This window comes from Arthrospira sp. PCC 9901 (genome assembly GCF_059013425.1).
The window spans coordinates 2867477-2887423 of sequence record NZ_CP102296.1 but is presented as its reverse complement, the minus strand read 5'-3'; the positions used below and the strand labels follow the sequence as shown (position 1 = coordinate 2887423).

The 19947-nt window shown below is 42.9% G+C and carries 17 protein-coding genes; 11 read left to right on the top strand and 6 right to left on the bottom strand.

Going from position 1 to position 19947, the window contains the following annotated elements:
* Positions 1 to 27: 27 nt before the first annotated feature.
* Entirely contained in the window at positions 28 to 876 is an 849-nt protein-coding gene (gene lgt, locus NLZ44_RS12645) for a prolipoprotein diacylglyceryl transferase (protein ID WP_493750004.1), read from the bottom strand.
* Positions 877 to 879: 3 nt separating this feature from the next.
* The gene (locus tag NLZ44_RS12640; RefSeq protein WP_493750003.1) at positions 880 to 1782 is read right to left on the bottom strand and encodes a tetratricopeptide repeat protein; all 903 of its coding nucleotides are present in this window, start codon (positions 1780 to 1782) and stop codon (positions 880 to 882) included.
* Positions 1783 to 2131: 349 nt separating this feature from the next.
* On the opposite strand from NLZ44_RS12640, the gene patR reads away from it, so the two are divergent.
* The 7 genes from patR to NLZ44_RS12605 all read left to right on the top strand — a co-directional run bounded on the left by patR (position 2132) and on the right by NLZ44_RS12605 (position 5198).
* A complete protein-coding gene (gene patR, locus NLZ44_RS12635; protein WP_493750002.1) occupies positions 2132 to 3067 on the top strand; it encodes a heterocyst master regulator PatR in 936 nt (311 codons plus the stop codon).
* A gap of 192 nt (positions 3068 to 3259) precedes the next feature.
* Entirely contained in the window at positions 3260 to 3442 is a 183-nt protein-coding gene (locus NLZ44_RS12630) for a hypothetical protein (RefSeq protein ID WP_493750001.1), read from the top strand.
* A 168-nt stretch (positions 3443 to 3610) separates the two neighbouring features.
* Entirely contained in the window at positions 3611 to 3793 is a 183-nt protein-coding gene (locus NLZ44_RS12625; RefSeq protein WP_008051329.1) for a hypothetical protein, read from the top strand.
* Positions 3794 to 3961: 168 nt separating this feature from the next.
* A complete protein-coding gene (locus NLZ44_RS12620; RefSeq protein WP_008051329.1) occupies positions 3962 to 4144 on the top strand; it encodes a hypothetical protein in 183 nt (60 codons plus the stop codon).
* Positions 4145 to 4312: 168 nt separating this feature from the next.
* On the top strand, positions 4313 to 4495 hold the full coding sequence (locus tag NLZ44_RS12615; RefSeq protein WP_493750000.1) for a hypothetical protein: 183 nt from the start codon (positions 4313 to 4315) through the stop codon (positions 4493 to 4495).
* A gap of 168 nt (positions 4496 to 4663) precedes the next feature.
* Positions 4664 to 4846, top strand: coding sequence for a hypothetical protein (locus NLZ44_RS12610; protein ID WP_008051329.1), 183 nt, complete (start codon positions 4664 to 4666; stop codon positions 4844 to 4846).
* Between the two features lie 169 nt (positions 4847 to 5015).
* Positions 5016 to 5198, top strand: coding sequence for a hypothetical protein (locus NLZ44_RS12605; RefSeq protein WP_493749999.1), 183 nt, complete (start codon positions 5016 to 5018; stop codon positions 5196 to 5198).
* Between the two features lie 69 nt (positions 5199 to 5267).
* On the opposite strand, the gene NLZ44_RS12600 is transcribed toward NLZ44_RS12605, so the two are convergent.
* Positions 5268 to 6443: a homocysteine biosynthesis protein gene (locus NLZ44_RS12600; protein ID WP_006625251.1), complete on the bottom strand. Its 1176-nt coding sequence runs from the start codon at positions 6441 to 6443 to the stop codon at positions 5268 to 5270.
* Complete coding sequence (locus NLZ44_RS12595) at positions 6440 to 7588, bottom strand: AI-2E family transporter (RefSeq protein WP_006625250.1); 1149 nt, start codon at positions 7586 to 7588, stop codon at positions 6440 to 6442. Before NLZ44_RS12595 ends, NLZ44_RS12600 begins: the two co-directional genes overlap by 4 nt.
* 14 nt (positions 7589 to 7602) lie before the next feature.
* On the opposite strand from NLZ44_RS12595, the gene NLZ44_RS12590 reads away from it, so the two are divergent.
* The 4 genes from NLZ44_RS12590 to NLZ44_RS12575 all read left to right on the top strand — a co-directional run bounded on the left by NLZ44_RS12590 (position 7603) and on the right by NLZ44_RS12575 (position 12451).
* The gene (locus NLZ44_RS12590; RefSeq protein WP_493749998.1) at positions 7603 to 7788 is read left to right on the top strand and encodes a hypothetical protein; all 186 of its coding nucleotides are present in this window, start codon (positions 7603 to 7605) and stop codon (positions 7786 to 7788) included.
* Positions 7789 to 8107: 319 nt separating this feature from the next.
* Positions 8108 to 8611 (top strand): type IV pilin-like G/H family protein, encoded by a 504-nt coding sequence (locus NLZ44_RS12585; protein ID WP_493749997.1) that lies wholly within the window; start codon positions 8108 to 8110, stop codon positions 8609 to 8611.
* A gap of 229 nt (positions 8612 to 8840) precedes the next feature.
* Positions 8841 to 11072, top strand: a complete 2232-nt coding sequence (locus tag NLZ44_RS12580; RefSeq protein WP_493752992.1) for an O-linked N-acetylglucosamine transferase, SPINDLY family protein — start codon at positions 8841 to 8843, stop codon at positions 11070 to 11072.
* Between the two features lie 50 nt (positions 11073 to 11122).
* Entirely contained in the window at positions 11123 to 12451 is a 1329-nt protein-coding gene (locus NLZ44_RS12575) for a class I SAM-dependent methyltransferase (RefSeq protein WP_493749996.1), read from the top strand.
* A gap of 386 nt (positions 12452 to 12837) precedes the next feature.
* Here the strand turns inward: NLZ44_RS12575 and NLZ44_RS12570 are convergent, their stop codons facing one another.
* Positions 12838 to 15255 carry a glycosyltransferase gene (locus NLZ44_RS12570; RefSeq protein ID WP_493749995.1) on the bottom strand — a complete coding sequence of 806 codons (2418 nt, stop codon included), beginning with the start codon at positions 15253 to 15255 and terminating at the stop codon, positions 12838 to 12840.
* 11 nt (positions 15256 to 15266) lie between these two features.
* Entirely contained in the window at positions 15267 to 19889 is a 4623-nt protein-coding gene (locus tag NLZ44_RS12565) for a TylF/MycF/NovP-related O-methyltransferase (protein ID WP_493749994.1), read from the bottom strand.
* Positions 19890 to 19947 lie beyond the last annotated feature (58 nt).

The window sequence follows — 19947 nt, the reverse complement described above, 5'->3', positions numbered from 1 at the left end:
GGGACTTTGGTTGGGGTGGGTTGATGGCTAGAAATCAGATTTGACGACATCAGGTAAATGGCGTTGGAAAACATATAGCCATAGTAGACCTGCCATTCCCAATAGGATACCGCCGAAGCTAATCAATTGGGCTATTCTAAAGGGTCCTAACATAAGGCTATCAGTTCGGAGTGCTTCAATCCAAATTCGTCCAGAACTGTAGGCGATCGCATAAACTAAAAAAATGCTGCCTAACTTGAGGGGAGGCTTTTGTTGGAGGTCTCGGAAAAACAGGGTTAGCAGTAAGCCAAAGACGAGGAAATTCCAGATTGACTCATAGAGGAAAGTGGGATGAAAATACTGATAGTCCTGATAACCGAGAGGTCGGTAGGGGGGAGATATGTATAACTTCCAGGGTAAGTCTGTCGGACCGCCAAAGGCTTCGGAGTTAAAGAAATTTCCCCAGCGTCCGATAGCTTGACCTAAAATCAAGGCAGGTGCGACCAAATCAGCTAACAGCCAAAAGGAGACCTGATTAATTTTGGCAAAAATGACCGCCGCGAGGATACCCCCGATAATTGCGCCATGAATAGCGATGCCACCTTTCCAAATGGCAATAATACTAGCGGGGTCGTTAGCATAATTCTGCCATTGAAAGGCAACATAGTAAAGTCGGGCGGCGGGAATTGCACCAATTATCAACCAAATCACCAAATCCCCCATTAACTCTGGGTTGACATGGCGGCGACTGGCGAGATATTGACAGAGGGTGACACCAATTAACACCGCCGAAGCAATTAGTAAACCATACCAGCGAATTGATATGGGACCGACTTCTAAGATGGTCGGTCCGGGAGAGGTAAATTGAAACCCGACAGGGAGATATTGAATGAGCATGGATTATTCGGGCAGTTCTGTAGCATCAGTTTCCACAGCCTCGGTTTCTGTGGTAGCTTCGGGGGAAGTTTCCATAGTTGGGGAAGTGGGTGTCATTCCTGCCTGTAGTTTAATTTGATCTCTAAAGCCGGCGGGGGCTAAGTCTATGGCTTCCGCAAATAGTAACTCGGCATCTTCAGGATTGCCCTGTTGTCTGAGTATGATAGCTTTAGCTAGGACGGGGCGGAAGTCTGACTCGCTATTTTTGATGGCTTCATCATAAACGGCGATCGCTTCTTGGTAACGTTGCTGTTCGGCGTAAACCTGCCCTAAGATTAGTTGGATGGAGATTTCGTCAATACTTCCGGCTTGGGCTTGATTAATCTGTGGTGCTGATTTGAGGGTGTCTTCCAATAAGCCAATGGCGGCTTCGGGGCGGTTTTGGGAAATCAGGAGGCTAACGAGTCCCTGTAGGGCTTGAACTTCTCCGGGTCGCTGTTCTAAAATTTTTCGATAACTTTGAGCCGCACCTTCCGGATTGCCTGTATACTCTTGAGCTTGAGCTAATAGAATCCCATATTCTGGAGTTTCCGGGTGTAATTGCGCGAGTCGCTGTAAAGGTTCAACAACATCTGCGACCTGTCCTTGACCTTGACTGATTAACTCAAATTTAGCTTGCAGAAATCCCCGTAAGGCTGTCTCGTTATCGGGTTCTCTTTGTAAGACCAATTGATAGCCCCTGGCTTGGTCTTGGAGGTCTTGGAGTTGAGTGCCGCTAATATTGGAAACGGCGGTTTGATTGGCTACAGACTCGGATGAATCGTTTCTGAACAGTCCTCCCAGCAAGGGGGCCATGGAAAATCCCACAAATGCGATTAGGGATAGCACTAAAATTACCCCAACCACGCCACGACGTTTATCTACCATAACTTCTAAATTCCTGCTTTCTCCCAGCTAATACCACTGCTAATCACATGGTAGCAGAATGGATCACCGGAATGGGTTACGGATTTCGCTTTTGTCCAATGGGATTTAGTACAATAAGGATATCGGCGTAATTGCTGTTAAATAGGCGATCGCCATAGTTCTACCTGATGAGCTGTAACCTACCCTAGCCACCGATAGGTCTAGTTTTGTGGATGTCGAGTCGGTTGATCGGGGTATTATCCACCCTAATATCTGACTTGATTAACGCGGACGAGGTTCTGATGGTAGTGTATCACCTAGAAAATCATGCCGTTTTCGGCATGGTATGTTTCTTCCACTCTGAGGTTTTATGAGTCCTTCTCCGAATAAATTTACCCAAGTCCCCGCTTCCCCCCCTATCCCACCTCAACCAGGTGTTGAGCAACCAGAGGTGGAAAGTTCTCAAGTTCAACAGATAGATGATGCCACAGCGCCTAAGTTGTCTGAAAATACGCCGTTACCTACCCCCGATAATGATGTTAAACAGCTATCAGATGATAGCGATCGCTTAGTTCACCCTATACCTCCCCCTAGTGAGCCTCGCCAATATAGGGCGATCGGTTTGGTGCGCGGGTGTTATCATGCTTCGGGTGAACAGTTTACCCAAGGTGTTCTTCGCACTGTCGAGGGGGCGGAAATTGATGCGGTTCTGTTGGGACGGGTCATGAGTTTAGTTAAAAAACATATTGACCTGGAGGCTGAACATCTTTGGGTGGTTTATCCTCGCACTCGCCAGAAGCAAGATGATCTGCACGTGCAAATTATGGGAGTTTGGGAGCCTCAAACTTTGACTCAATCTGATGATGACTCTACGGAGATAGATAACATATCCCTCGATATTTCCCCGCAGTCTCAGGCTTTACCGGATATCGAACATGGTTATTTCTCCATTCGAGGTGAGATTGTTTATCAGTCTCAGGATGAACCTCAATATGCGATCGTCAAAATCCGACAATCCTCTCGCCATGAAAACGAAAAACCCAAGTTCTTTAAATTAAAATTACTGGGGATGGTCGGTCTCCGACCTGTCGGACATTTTATAGACCTTCATGCCCGTCTGATGGGTAATGATTTAGTGGTTGAGGAAAGCCACGATATCGGGGCTTTACCTATTAAGGGTAAAAGACCTTTTAAACCCGGTAAACCCAGGGACAGTTTCCCGCGATCGCCTCGTCCTGATACTAAGCCCCGCCGCACTCCCACGCCAAAACCTATTCCCCGAAAACCTCCCAAAACTCAAGATTAGTTAGACCCCTTAACCCCTTAGCTCTCACAGCTAACAGTCCTCTCGGTCTGTCTAACATACTCAGGGACAATTCCTTGATTGTCCCTGATGCACATTTTGGTAATTTTGTCAACCCCCACTCAAAACGCCGAAAAAAAACTCGTGCATCGCCAGCAAATTCACGAATCAGAGTGAGGGTTATGGGTGGGGTAGGTGAAGCGAGAAAATGCAGGTTTGAGGCGATCGCTTTCTACCGGAAATCCGCTACAGAGTCCCTATAGATACAACAAAGGTATTTTCACATATAACCTCATGTTATCAGAAGCCCAAAACGGTGTCAAGTGCCGATTCTCTCGTCGCGAAAATGATGACTATTTACCCGGAAATTTGTGGTGACTGATTCAATGTTTAAAATTGTCTCCCGAAATAAATAAGTCACGGCTATGGCAACTGGCAGATATGCACATTTTGGCAATTTTGTCAATCCCCCCTCAAAACGCCGAAAAAAAACTCGTGCATCGCCAGCAAATTCACGAATCAGAGTGAGGGTTATGGGTGGGGTAGGTGAAGCGAGAAAATGCAGGTTTGAGGCGATCGCTTTCTACCGGAAATCCGCTACAGAGTCCCTATAGATACAACAAAGGTATTTTCACATATAACCTCATGTTATCAGAAGCCCAAAACGGTGTCAAGTGCCGATTCTCTCGTGACGCAAATGATGACTATTTACCCGGAAATTTGTGGTGACTGATTCAATGTTTAAAATTGTCTCCCGAAATAAATAAGTCACGGCTATGGCAACTGGCAGATATGCACATTTTGGCAATTTTGTCAATCCCCCCTCAAAACGCCGAAAAAAAACTCGTGCATCGCCAGCAAATTCACGAATCAGAGTGAGGGTTATGGGTGGGGTAGGTGAAGCGAGAAAATGCAGGTTTGAGGCGATCGCTTTCTACCGGAAATCCGCTACAGAGTCCCTATAGATACAACAAAGGTATTTTCACATATAACCTCATGTTATCAGAAGCCCAAAACGGTGTCAAGTGCCGATTCTCTCGTGACGCAAATGATGACTATTTACCCGGAAATTTGTGGTGACTGATTCAATGTTTAAAATTGTCTCCCGAAATAAATAAGTCACGGCTATGGCAACTGGCAGATATGCACATTTTGGCAATTTTGTCAATCCCCCCTCAAAACGCCGAAAAAAAACTCGTGCATCGCCAGCAAATTCACGAATCAGAGTGAGGGTTATGGGTGGGGTAGGTGAAGCGAGAAAATGCAGGTTTGAGGCGATCGCTTTCTACCGGAAATCGGCTACAGAGTCCCTATAGATACAACAAAGGTATTTTCACATATAACCTCATGTTATCAGAAGCCCAAAACGGTGTCAAGTGCCGATTCTCTCGTGACGCAAATGATGACTATTTCCCCGGCAATTTGTGGTGACTGATTCAATGTTTAAAATTGTCTGCCTAAATTGATAAGTCATGGCTATGGCAACTGGCGGTTATTCACATTTGAGCAATTTTGTCAATCCCCCCTCAAAACGCCCAAAAAAAACTCGTGCATCGCCAGCAAATTCACGAATCAGAGTGAGGGTTATGGGTGGGGTAGGTGAAGCGAGAAAATGCAGGTTTGAGGCGATCGCTTTCTACCGGAAATCCGCTACAGAGTCCCTATAGATACAACAAAGGTATTTTCACATATAACCTCATGTTATCAGAAGCCCAAAACGGTGTCAAGTGCCGATTCTCTCGTGACGCAAATGATGACTATTTACCCGGAAATTTGTGGTGACTGATTCAATGTTTAAAATTGTCTCCCGAAATAAATAAGTCACGGCTATGGCAACTGGCGGATATGCACATTTTGGTAATTTTGTCAACCCCCCCCTCAAAACGCCGAAAAAAAACTCGTGCATCGCCAGCAAATTCACGAATCAGAGTGAGGGTTATGGGTGGGGTAGGTGAAGCGAGAAAATGCAGGTTTGAGGCGATCGCTTTCTACCGTAAATCGGCTACAGAGTCCCTATAGATACAACAAAGGTATTTTCACATATAACCTCATGTTATCAGAAGCCCAAAACGGTGTCAAGTGCCGATTCTCTCGTGACGCAAATGATGACTATTTACCCGGAAATTTGTGGTGACTGATTCAATGTTTAAAATTGTCTCCCTAAATTGATAAGTCATGGCTATTGTCGGAGTAGGGGATAAAATCAATCTAAACGTATTTGAGAACCCCAAATATCTTGGGGGATAAAAGACCTGTCCATAGGGATAGGAGCGACAGGTTCAGTGAGGGTAAAATTGCCAGACTCTATCCATTCCTTGAGTTCCTCCGCGACCTGTCGAGAGCGGGAAATACTGGCGAGGGGGGCGGTGCGGACGGTTTTACCCTCAATTTGGATACGACCGCTTTTGAGTTGAGCGTATGTTACCAAACCGAAGGTCGGGCGAACCCGGCGGGGGATAGCAAAATCGACGACTGGCGCAACAATATCCTCATCAGCAATAGCAGCGCGCAAAACCACTTCTTCATTAAGCACAGGTAAAGGAATGCCAATGCCTAACATGAGAGAGGGTCCGTGTTGTTTAAAATAGCAGCCTCGCACCCAATAGGGGTTCATTTTTTTAGCATCACCGATAACGGCTAGGGTGGCGGCGGGTCCTATGGGGGTGCGGTTAGGTAATCTTTTTTGGATGGGGAAATGTTGGGTTCCTTCCCAGGTGATATAACCAATTCCTCCCCCTAAAAAAATGCGAGTTCCTATGCCGATTAATTGTAGGTCGGGGTCATTGAATAGGGGAGATATCGCGCCAGAGTTGGAGTAAACTGCATTACCTAAAAATGGTTGTAGGGGTCCGAGGTAGGTAAATAAAGGCCGATCGCCACCATTAACGCCAATGATAAAATTCTGGTATAAATTGCGGGGATTAAATAGATAAAACTGGTTAATTGTATCTTTGTTAATGGAGGTTTCTAGGGAACTACGGGGGTAGCAGTCGGAGGGAGTCCCAACAGCTTGAAGATGGACGGTTTTTCCAGCGATTAAATCTTCGATAACATGACCGCCACCGCGATCGCTTGGTTCATCTCCTTCTTTCACCATTTGGGTAGCGCCAATATATATATCTACTGCGCCAAAACCACTGTAGGCGGGTACACCGTTAAGCCAGCAGGTGCGAATATTGATGGGGGGGTCTGTATGTCCGAGGTTGATAATTGCCCCGGAAGATTCCATGGGTTCAAAGGTTCCGGTGGTGATGACATCGACTTCTTCGGCGACTTGGCTGATGCTGGTTTCTTTGACTCTGGCTTTGAGTTCTTCGATGGTGCAGACAATGGCTTGCTGCTGATTGATTTTGTGGTTGATTTCGGCTATGGTTTTCACTGGTGATTATTCCTGGGATTATGCTCTGGGAGGGTTTCACTGGTTAAAAGTGAGGGTTGGTCGGCCACGGGTTTAAGGGGAGGGGGATTATCCCAAATATCTAGGATATCTCGGATCAGGATTTCTTTGATCAAAACTTGACCGACTACCGCGAGGGGAAAGGCTAACACGAGTCCGCCAAATCCGAAGAAGGTTAGGAAAAATCCTTGGGCGAGAAGGGTGATGGCTGGTAGTAGGGAGACTTGGTAAGCCATTAAGGAGGGCATGATTACGGCGGTTTCGATTTGCTGGATGATGATATATAACATCACTACTAATGTGGCTTTCCAGGGAGAGTCTAAAAGGGCGATCGCCATTGGGGGAATGACGCTAACAGCAGGACCTATATTGGGAATTAGGTTCAGCAGTCCGGCGAGAATGGCATTGGCGAAAATTAAGGGGACTCTCAGTATCCACAAGCCGATTACTGTTAGCAGGGTGACACAAATCATGTTGAGTAGCGCACCGATTAGCCAACGACCTAGGGCTATTTCGCAAGTGTCTAGTATGTGGTTCATTCGCCTTCGGTAAAAGGCGGGAATTAGTTGTAAGCTACTGCGACGGTAGGCTTGGGGGTCGGCTAAAAGCATCATGGTCAGGACGAGGATTAATAATATGCTGACTAATCCTTCTACTGTGGTTCCCACCACGACACCAAAACCGCCGATTAGTTGATTACTCAGGGCTTGGGCTTGTTGGATAATTTGTTCGATGCGGATCTGTCTCAGGTCGCGACTGACTTCTGATAGATATTCCCGCAGGGGTCCGTTGAGGTCGGTGCGTAAATAGTCAATTAACAGGTTCAGCAGCTTTAGACCTTGTTCGAGACCAGCGGGGACCTGTTTGGCTAGTTGTTCTAATTGGTTGATTAGGGGGGGGACGACCAATAAAAAGCCGATGATAATCCCTAAGAAGAATAGACTAATCGACAGAAAAACGGCAAGCGATCGCGGTAGTTTCAGACGCTGGAATTGGCGGGTGAGACGGTTTAAGGCGGTGGCTAGGACGACGGCGGCGAAAATCATCAGCAGGGCTTGTTTAATCCGCCACAGGATATATATAGCGATTAAGAAAGCTGTGAAGCCTATCCATGTACCTAGGGTCATTGCGACTGTTCAGGGTGAGAGAATTTGCTTTTCTACAGGCGATCGCCTGTACGATTTCTCAGTTTACCTTTTATTTTCTGCTGATTGTAGCCACATTCGCCACGAAAACAGAACCGCCAGCAGGGAAGAGGGGAAGAGAACCGCGAAAAGAGCGATCGCATTGGTTTCGGGAATCGCTAAATTTGGCCCGACATATTTGATCAGTAAGGATAGCCCTAGGGATAGGATCAGGATTTTGGTCACAAATAACAGTTTGTTGTCCATTTATATATAGAATGCCATGGGATGCGATCGCCTATATTTTACCAATTGGTGGCCGCCTTACACCCGAAGGCCATAGAGTCTGACACCCAGCCACCCTAACCGCCTTAGTCGGTATTCCCCACTGGGAGGGCGATACACGATTTTCCGGAAGAAATTAAAAAAAATTTTGCGGCAGGTGATATGATTTGCGATCGAGGTGGGTAAGTTAGAACTACAGAAAACAAATAACCTCTTTCACCCCGAGGAGAACGAATTATGAAGACTGAACTTAAAGCCAAATTCCTGCAACATATCTCTCAGAAAAAAAGAGACGGTGGTTTCACCTTAATCGAACTGTTAGTTGTAATCATCATTATCGGTATTTTGTCGGCGATCGCTCTGCCTTCCTTCTTAAACCAAGCTAACAAAGCCAGGGAGTCCGAAGCCAGAACATACGTTGGTTCCATCAACCGGGCTCAACAAGCACGTTTGATGGAAGCTGGCGAGTTTACTACCGATTTAACTCAATTGGGTTTGGGTATCAGCAGCGCTACAGCAAACTACACTTATAATCTACTTGCTAATGCTACTGTTGGTGCGGTGGTTAATGCCAACGGTGCTGCTAATCTCAGGGACTTTGGTGGTCTGGTCTGGGTAGGTGACACAGTAGGAGGAGAAAGTACCACTTTGGCTCAACTGTGCGAAGCGCCCGATGCAGGCACCGCAGCAAGCTTTGCTGCGGGTGATGATGACTGTGGTGGTTTTAGAGCAGTTAAATAGATAGTCTAGCAGTTTAGGTTTAAGATGGAGTCAGCTAGGGTGTTTAACCCCATCGTCAACTATAGCATTTAGGGATGGCATACGGTCGGACTGTTGAAGCAATAACTGTATTGCCCTTGTTGATGATGAAACAAGACAACTGATACCAGTTGAAGTTATGGAAAATAGGTAGTACATTAGTGCTACCTATTTTGTTTTATAATAGTTCATTGAGTTTATGGCTAGGACTATGGTTGATAATCAGATATCGGAAAAGCATAAGAGTTTATCAGCAGAAGCTGATATTTGCTTGCATAAAAGGGATTATCAACAAGCAGCTACTTTATACGAACAAGCCATCAATCTCAATCCCGACTATAAACATAATTACTGGAAACTGGGGCTAACCCTACTGCTACAGGAGCGGGAGGAAGAAGCCCAGACCACCTGGCTGGTGGCGATGAGTGATGGAGACCCAGAACAGATTGACCAGTGGACGATGGATTTAGTAGAGGTTCTCTCATCAGAAGCAGACGCACGAACCGTCGCCGAAGACTATTCCGTGGCTTGGGGGATTCGCCAACACATTTTAGAAATAAATCCCCATGATATTGATAATATATTAAAGTTAATTGATTTGTCAATTACCCTGAAAACCTATACCGGAAATGAGATCGCAGAATATGGACTTGTTCCCTTACTGCAACAGGGGTCTATCAATGTCAATCCAGATTTACTCCTGCACCTGTGGAAAAAACTCTTAGTTGTAGATGCAATTAATCCCCTATCTCTGGAATTGGGAGAGGCGGTGATTAACCATATTGGTGAGCAACCGGAGTTTGTCACTAGCCTAATCCCCCTATTATATGATATTGCCTATTCCTTTGGTGAAACAGGTATAGCCAAGGGCTATGGAGAGTTATTGTTGAACCTGGCACCGAATCATCAAGAGTTGCTGAGGGCTTTGGCTCAGTTTTGTATTCAATTAACCGAGTATGACCATGGCATTGAATATGCCAGACGTTCCTATGATCTCACTGAATCCCCAGATCAGCAAGCCCTGGATAGCAATTTTATGATCAGTGGTCTGATGTCTCAGGGGGGATGCACAAAGCAAGTGCGAGAGGTGGTAAAACATCAGGAATCATTGCTGGATGCTATGCTGAAAGACCCGCCCCTAAACTTGGGGACTGGGGTTATGCAATTATATAATACCAACTTTTTCTTTCCTTATGTGAGAGACTGCCCTGATTTTAACTCACAGAGAAAAGCCCAAGTTGCTAAAATTTGCCAAGCCAACTTAGAAACTGCTCTGGCAAAAAATATCGCCACATATCAAGCCCGGAATTTACAGAAACGCCATCAAGGAGCCACCAATAAAACCCTAAAGATTGGTTATATATCTTATTGTTTCCGGCGGCATTCTGTGGGTTGGATATCTCGCTGGTTATTTAAACATCACGATCGCGATAAATTTGAAATTTATGCCTATATGATTGGGGCGGAAAATAGACAAGATGCTCTGCAAAACTGGTATATAGAACAAGCCACCAAGTCTTATCAATATGGAATGGTAAGCACAGAAGTTGCCGAGCAAATTTCTGAAGACCAGATTGATATTCTCATTGATTTAGATAGCCTGACATTGACGAATACCTGCGCCATTATGGCACTTAAACCCGCACCAGTACAAGTCACCTGGTTAGGATGGGATGCCTCTGCTATACCCACCGTTGACTATTTTATTGCCGACCCCTATGTTTTACCAGAAAATGCCCAGGATTATTACTCAGAAACCATCTGGCGACTACCTCAAACCTATGTAGCCGTGGATGGCTTCGAGGTCGGCATTCCCAGTTTGCGAAGACAGGATATCAATATTCCCGAAAATGCCATTGTTTATTTTACCGCCCAAAGGGGGCCGAAATACAACCCAGAACTAGCCCAACTGCAAATGCAAATTCTGAAACAAGTACCCAACAGCTATCTGATAATTAAGGGATTCGATAAAGAGCAATCCATCGCCGGTCTGTTTTTTGAGTTAGCAGAAGAACAGGGAGTTAGTCGAGAACAGTTGCGACTGACAGGTTCAGTATTGCTGGAGCAAACCCATCGCGCTGATTTAGCCATTGCAGATGTGGTGCTGGATAGCTACCCCTACAACGGTGCAACCACCACCATGGAAACCCTGTGGATGGGTATTCCTCTAGTGACTAGGGTGGGGGAACAGTTTGCAGCCCGCAATAGCTACACCATGATGATGAATGCTGGCATCACCGAGGGTATTGCTTGGACTGATGAGGAATATGTGGAGTGGGGGGTTCGTCTGGGAACCGATGAAAGCCTGCGCCAGGATATCTCCTGGAAACTACACAAGTCCAAGCGGACTGCTCCTTTGTGGAATGGCAAGCAGTTTACCCGCGATATGGAAAAAGCCTATCAGGAAATGTGGCAGCGGTATATTGACCGTGGCAGTTGTTAGCATATACGCTATTATAGCCCTCAGTTAAATTATATGGAGATTCAACCTCAATGTCAACCATAAATGAATCAGACCTACAACGAAAAATTCGCGAGCAGTTCGACTTTAACCAGTATCCTAAAGTCCCTGTAGAGGAATCCCCCAAGACTGATTATCAACACCTTTATATTCATAACTTGCTGACTCCCTATTATCTAAGAAACCAACAGGTTATTCAAACCGAAGGTAAAGTTATTTTAGATGCTGGCTGTGGTAGTGGATATAAGGCGTTGGCATTAGCATTAGCTAATCCCGGTGCGAAAATCGTGGGTATTGACATCTCCGAAAAGTCCGTAGAAGCCTCCCGCGATAGATTGAAATATCATGGCATAGAAAATGCCGAATTTCATGCCATGTATATTGAGGAACTACCCAGCTTAGGTTTAGAGTTTGACTATATCAATAACGATGAAGTTCTCTACTTACTACCGGATATCGTAGAAGGGTTGCAAGCCATGAAATCGGTGCTGAAACCCGATGGTATTATTAGAACCAATCTACACAGTGCTTTCCAACGCCAAAACTATTTTAAATCCCAGGAATTTTTTAAAATGATTGGGTTAATGGATGAACAACCCGGAGAAATGCAGATGGAAATGGCGCGAGAAACCATGAAATCTCTGAAAGACCAGGTATTGCTTAAACGGCAAACCTGGGATACAAAAAATGCTGAATCAGAACAGTATATTTTAAGTAATCATCTATTGCTGGGTGATAAAGGTTTCACTATCCCGGATGTTTTTGCGGCTTTGAAAGCTGCTGATTTAGAGTTTATCAGTATGTTAAATTGGCGACATTGGGAAATTATGGATTTGTTTAAGGATGAAGATGATTTACCTGTTTTTATCGGGTTGGGTTTAGCGGAAATGTCTACCGAAGACAGGTTACATTTATTTGAACTCCTGCAACCCATGCACCGTTTATTAGATTTTTGGTGTGGTCATCCTCACCAGGGTAAAGATTTTATCCCGGTGTCGGAATGGAGTGATTCGGACTGGGAAACCGCCAGAGTCAGCCTACATCCTCAGTTAGCTAACCCCCAGTCCCGGGAAGATTTAATTAATTGCATTACCAACCACAAACCCTTTGAAATTAGCAAGTATATCAGGTTACCTGTTTTTCTACCAATTCATCTGGATAGTGGCATAGCAGCTTGTTTATTGCCACTGTGGGAGAGGGTTTGCACTGTTGAGGAGTTAGTGCAGCGGTGGCAGCAAATTCGACCCATAGACCCCATTACCCTAGAACCTGTTAGCCAGGAAAAAGCCAGGGATGAAATTAAGGAGTTATTAGACACCCTAGACCCATTTTTATATGTGCTGTTAGAACGTTGTGGCTAAACTCTTACAAACCGTAGTTGTGGCTAAACTCTTACAAACCGTAGGTTGGGTGAAACGCAGTGAAACCCAACATCATATCAACTGGTGAAGAAACCGGGTTTCTCAGCCGAAACGGTGGGGCGGGTTTATGAATATAGTCGTGGGGAATTGATAATTGACAGCAGAACCCGCCCCTACAATTAATTATTAATTATTACACATATCGTAGACGCACCGCTGCCATATCCTGTTCAAGAAACCAGCTTTCTCCCCCAGAGGTCAAGAAACCCGGTTTCTCAAAGAAAGGGTAGGGCGGGTTTATTAATATGGTCGTGGGGAAGAAGTAATTAACAGCGGAACCCGCCCCTACAATTAATTATTAATTATTAATTATTAATTATTAATTATTAATTATTATCCGGTTCAACTACCGGAATAATATCAGCCTTTAGGTTATTAATTACTTCCTGATTTTCATGGTCTAATTTAATCCGACCCTGTAACTTAGACATTAAAGCCGACCACTGCATGGGACTCAACTCGCCAATTAACACAATTTCCGGCCCGCCATCAAATTCTATTTCCTCCTCCATTAACAAGTTCATAGCCACACTAGATAACACTAAATCAGCCTCTTCTGGGGTAATGTTGCTGTTATCTATCAATAGGGTCATCTCGGCTTTATCGGGATGATTAACCAGGGTTTTAATCACGGCTTGTAATTCCAATCCGACAGTTTCTTCTGGTTGTGACCAGTCGGGGAAAATGATAAAATTCAGATTACTAAGTTTGAAGAGTTCCCAAGTACCATTCTCTAGCTCAACTGCTTGACAATGTTTAATATAATCAATTTGGAACTCTTGGATACCTTCTAGTGAAACTTGTTGAGTTATTTCTTTATTCTCAGACTCCAGCGTGATTTTAGCATCCAAACAATTTATCAAAGATACCCACTGCGTTTTAGTTAACTTTCCTAACAATTGAATCTCTGGTCCCCCTTCAACCTGTAAATCTTCCTCCATAAGAAGACCCATAATTATGCTAGATAGGGCTATATCTGCCTGCTCATCGGAAATGTTGCTATTGTCTATCAAAAGACACATCTGACTTTTATCTGGATGAGTGGCGATCGCCTTAATGACTTGAGCCAAATCTTCCGCCACAGAATCTTCTGGTTGATTCCAATCTGGAAAGACAATTAAGTTAATATCTTTAAGATTGAGGTGATCAAGTGCCTGAGATTGCTCTGATATAGCAGCTTCTATGCCTTGCAGCATTTGTTGGGCAGGTGCAAAATCGGGTGCAAAATTTAAGACATCAAATAAAGCGCGTTGGGCTAAATCCAGAGCGTCTATTGTGGCTGCTACCTGTGCTAAATACCAAAACACACGCCAATGATTGCATCCGTTCTCAATAGCTGCCGCAAATTCTGAAATTGCCTGTTGATTGAGACTAAGAGCGTGCATAACTAATCCGCGCCATAATCTTAAATAACCATCTTCTGGGTAATGATCTGCATATTGATAAAAACTCCCCTCACCTCTGGAAAGCAATGTTGAAGATTGGGCAATATTTTTTTCTGCCTTAAATAGCCTTTGAATGTTTTGTGATGTCATACTGATGCTAAAATCAGTAACTATTTCATCAATAGATTCGACAAATAACTGGGATCCTAAAAACTTCTGGTCAACTCCCACTACATCTAAAATAGAAACAGGTTTATCCAGCAAACTATATTCTCTGGGAAACCCCCACTGCCTAGTTTGCTTAGGTAATTCCATTAGTTTTTCGTAAATGGGATTGAGTTGCTTGGCAGCATTTTCAGCACCAAAAATTTGCTTGGCATACTCTCTGGCGTTATCTCCCAATCTAGATCGTTCTTCTGGATGATGATATAAATATTCAAGTGCTTGGCTATATTCTAATTCGCTATCAACCACTAAACCTGTATAATTATTCATGACCAAACTTCTGATGCCACCATGAGGAAATACTACAGGTGGCACTCCCCCATACATGACTTCCTGCAAATTTAATTCAGCCGCTGCATAAGTATCTTCGCAAAGAGGATACCCATAAACATCAAACTTTTCTATTTCTGATTTGATATCTTCAACAAAGCCACGGAAATTAAATTTTTCCGAAGCACCGAGTTGCTCCGCTTCTTGTTTCAAGAAGTTGTGAATACCTCCGCCACATACTACAAACTTCACATGAGGAATGTTAGCAGCCGCACTCATTGAGACATAATTGCGGTGCATTTTGCTAAAACTGACACTACCTATGTAGCCAACATTAAAGGTATCGTGTGGTTTGGGCTGCACGTCAGCAACTCTAGCAAAATCGGCAGCATCATAAACCATACCCACTTTTTTTAATTTCACTTCGGGGGGTAAGTTCTCGAATACTGGCAGTTTGCGCGAGTAGGGATTGCAAGGTATGGCAAAATCTGCATAATCTACTAAATCCCTAGTAATAACTTGCGGTGGGTGTTCTCCGGCAATATGAAACCAAATTAATAAGCGCGTTGCGGGCAATTCCGAGCGCAGAAACTCGCACATTTGGGGATTATTCCAATAATGAATATGTACGATATCTGCTTTTTCCATTTCCGAACAAATTTCTTCTCGCTTGGTTGTATTGACCACACTCAGCCCTTCTTTTATAGCCATGTCAGCCATAAATGGATCGGCTTCAGTTAGAGAAGCTACACTGTGTTGAAAATTAGCTAGTTTCAAGGAATATTTAGCCGTTGCAATAGTGGCGCGAGAAGCACCACCATTGCATAGCCAGGGAATGATATGAAGGACTTTAATAGGTTCCATACTTTGAAAATTTAATTATAAGGTTTGCGATAGACTTTGACTGTCGAAAATACTCGTGGAATAATCGGCAAATAAGCTTGACTTTGGGTTGGGTCTGTCGGATATAATAATGGAATTTCAATCTTTTCGCAACCATATTCATCTTCCATTAATTCCTGACAGGCTTGCCTGATGCCCGGTTCCTTGCCGCCATGATGAAACAAGATAGCCTCACGATTTTCCTCATTAAGAGGGGGTAAATAGTCGTGAAAAACCATGATTCCACCTGGTGCTAGGATGGTAAAGTAATTGGCAATATCTTGTCGTACTCCTTCATAAGTATGATCGCCATCTACAAAGATAAAAGGCGGAAAATTACCATCTATCTCGCACAGTTGTCTCAGTTGATCTACAGCTTGGTGAGAAAACATCCGTAGGTGAGTAACTTCATTTTGCAACTGTTGGAGAACTTGTTGCAACTGTGGATGTAGTCCCGGCTCGATCGCAAAACCTTGTATTTCAGTATGAGACCGCTTCAATGCCCTGTAATTTAAAAATAAGGAACTGCCAGCAAAAGACCCAATTTCAATAAACCGTAAAGGAGATGACGTTTCTGGCAGCAGTTGGCGTAGGGAATAGTACAGTTGAAAGCGCTCGTTGCGCGACATTTGACTTTGAATTCCATATACCACCGGATCGTCTTCCTTAAACTCTTCCACCAACAAAGGTTGAAATACTGGATTGACCGGGTACTTGTTGGGACACTGGAACCAAACCCCTGTACCATCAATTGGGTTAATGTTAAACTTAAGTTGGCGATCGCTTTCAAATTCATGGAATGCCTGGCGGCAACCTTCCCAGTGACCGTAGTCATCTACTTGGATGAACCCATTATCAGAAACGCGATCGTATAAGTTGTGGAGAATTGCTTTTGTCGATTCGTACCAATCACCATCCATGTGCAAAAGAGCAAGCATACCGACTCTGTTTCGCATAATGGGCAGAGTATCTTGGAAATACCCTTTCACAGTTTGTACAAGATTTCCCACCCCCAGTTTAGAACAAATTTCTCGCGTACTAGCTTCTGGAGCCGCACAAGTTCCTGTTCCCCAACCCGTTAACTCAGCAGACACGCCACAAGACTTATCTTCTGCTGTGGGGCTAGGCATCCCTTCAAAAGAATCAAAAGCATATAACCAACGGGGTTGTTTGGTATATCGTTTGATAACTGCAGCCATTAATGCAGTGGAACCTCCAGCCGCCACGCCACATTCGGCAAAGTTACCCGGAATGTTTTCTAAGCATACACGCTTTGTTAAACAGAACAAAGAATATAAGCGTGCTTCGCTTAACATAGTGTAGGGACGGATTAATCCCAATAATTCCTGAAATTCTGTATCTCCTACCCGGCTTGAAAGGATTTGCGGGTATTGTTCCTGAATTTGGTTGCGAAGATTTTGAGCTTCAGTATTATTTGGGAAATATCGTAGTTCTTCATATAAAGATTGCCACGCTGCTGCTGGTTGATTCATTTTGATGAAGCAGGTAGCCCGTAAATAATCTAGTCCTACTGTTGGTTGCTTTAATGATTTTGCTTGGTTCAATAAATTAAAAGCTAGAACCACTTCATCATTATTGATCGCCTGAACCGCTTGTTGCATTAAATCTCCCACTTTTCCAGGTCTAATTTCTTGCAGTAACAATTTAGCTTTTCTGTGGTCAGGTATGACAGCTAACAAACGTTCCAGGATGCCGACGGCTTGATTGGGTTGTCCTAGTTTAGCTAGAGCAACTGCTTTCCCATAGTTAATATACAACCTGTCTGGAAAACTAACGATCGCTTCTTCAAACAACATCAAAGCCTGTTGATTGTTGTTAGCATTTAATTCTTTAACAGCTTCTTCTATTAAAATTTCTTTAGATTCTTGCGGTTTTTGCTGAGAAGCTTTACCACCGAAAATAGTTTTTTCGGTAAAATTATCTGCTTTAGTATTGCGGATTATAAATGGAGGATGTTTGAGAGGAAAATTCATGGCTTCTGTGGGCATATTCGCCAATTTACTTCCTACGTCTCTGGTATGGGAAGCATCAGAAGTAAAGCCAATATTAGAAACTAAGTTAGCATTTGGAATAATGCTTAGACCATTATTAACTAAGCAAGTAAATTGCCAAACATAAGCCCAAGAGTTACATTCTTCGTAAACCTGTTGAAAAATATTAGACCAAAATCTTTGGGCATCATTATCTTGTAAAATGTTAGAAAGCAAATCAGCATTTTTTACCTGTGGCCACAAGCTCATTTCACTATCATACTTCTGCCACGCCCGTCGCCAACTTGCCCAACCCCAACAATGGGCATAGTAAGAAAAATAGTAACTATATTCAGTTTGATTTTGTCCAAACTGAAAATTGTCACCCGAAATAAACATTACTCGCTCGTCGTCGCGATATCGTTCTAACAATTCCTGACAAAAGCGAAAGAATGTGGGGTGGGGTAAACAATCATCTTCTAAAACAATGGCTTCCTCTACATTGTTAAATAGCCATGTCAAACCGCTCGATATTCGTTTCCTTACCCCTAAATTCACCGTAGAATAGTTAGTGAAAACTTCGCAATCCCAGTCAACGCGATTAATGATAGCCCTCGCTGCCGCACATTTCTCAGCTTCCCCAGTTTTTTCTGGACGCGGGCCATCGGCAATAACAAATAACTTAGGAGGTTTAACCTCCCGTATTGCTTCAAAGACTTTCTCTGTGGTCTCCGGTCTATTGAATAGGATTAAGCACACTGGTCTATTTAACTGCCATTTCTTATCCATACTTGTATAATTATTTTTAGGTCTAGGATGAGTCACTTGAAAACAGGCAGGTCCCAAACAAGACTCCTTCTCGCTCGGTAATTCTCCTCTCTCTAATAACTGAGTATCTTTAAAAAATACTGAAGTACAGTTTTTGTCAGTGTAGCCCGCGATGGTGCCGTAGAAATCTATTCTTTTATATCCATTAAATGCCAAGAACTCGATTCCTCGATCGTAGCTGTAATCATCAGTATTGTCAAAAATAATAAACCCCGTATCTTTCAGCTTGCTTAAGCTTAATTCTACACATTTATTTCTATTCTTACCATCTATAATAATTACGTCAAAGTAGTTATTTGAATATCTACTGATTTCGGCTGCGTATTCTTCTTCTTGAGCGCTGAGACTTAATTCTACATTTTTAGGCATTTTTTCTTGAATATAAGAAAACCAATTGCGATCGCTTTCAACCGAAATTACCTTTAATACTCTTTCAGCCCACCACAATGTTGATTGCCCGCTGCCGTATTCAAAAACTTTAAAATCTGATGAAATCTTGTTTTCTATAAACTCTATCGCCGGATAGGTGTACCAAGGAATAGGTTGCGAATCAAAATTGATAGGAACGCCAGTCGCTAAAGACTTGAGCCAGCCTGATGATTCTAAATAATTTATACCTGAAGGTAAGTTTTTTGAAACTTCAGACCAATCTACAGACAAAATAATACTATGGGCTAGGTTAATACCCATTCCACTCTTGAGTAAATCAGAGTGATTAGTAATTAATTCTTTATATAATTGCGCTGCTTCTTTAAATTTGCCTTGCTTAAATAATTCTTGGGCTTTTTCTAATTCACCTAATACTCGATTATAATTATTTTTAGGTCTAGTATCAGTCACTTTAGAATAATTCATAATTTTTTGTTCCTGTTTACTTTGATGTTGCTGTTTAGTTTGATATGGTTTCAGGGGCTGATTTTCCAACTTAATCTTTGGTCTTTCAAGAATTAGCAATAATCCATTGTTGGTGAATTGACTATGTTTTGGGTATAAATTTTTTAAGGATAATTCAGTTTCTTTATCAATGGGTATTTTAAATATTAATTGTATTTGCTTACTTTGGAATTTACTGGCTTTAACAAATTCTAAATAATCTTCTGTAAAATAACGATTAATATGAGGTGAATTATAAACATAATAAACCATTAAGTCTGCTGTTTCTTTGTCCGTATGTTGATATAAGTAACGACATAATTCAGGAGGTCTCATCAATAAGTGTCCCCAAGGTGGGATAGGTGAATTACCAAAGTTAAAAACTTTACCTGCTTGGTCAGTTATTTTGGGCAAATGATGGCCGTCATAAGCTGACCAGATAGGTGAAAACATGGAAAATAACTGCCCACCTGGTTTCAAGGACAGAAACATTTTATCCAAAGCAGCAGGTAATTTATGAATATGCTCGAAAGTTGCAATAGAAAAAATTAGATCGTACTTTCCATAGTATTCCTGGGGAAGATTTTCTATATTTTCCAAGAAAAAGTTATATTTGTCTACTCTTCTATTCTGAAAGCCTAAATTAGAAGTATCTCTAAGATGAGGAATAATTGTTCCTTTATGAGATAGTCCTCCAGCTTCCTTTAGGGACTTTTCGTAATCTGGAGTTTCTATGGCTGACCAAGATTTAACACCTAGATAATTAAACACAAACTCTTCTGGTAAGCTCCCTCCCACTTCCAGAACATCTTTACCTTCAAAACCAACTAGATTTTGGCATATGTGAGCAAAAGAAACGTGATAACTAAGATTAAACTTAGCTTGACATTCAGCAATGTTAGATTCAGTTAATTTGTGGATCATTTGTTACATTTTATGATTCTACATAAACTGGTTATAGTCTTTCTTGATTATATAGCTA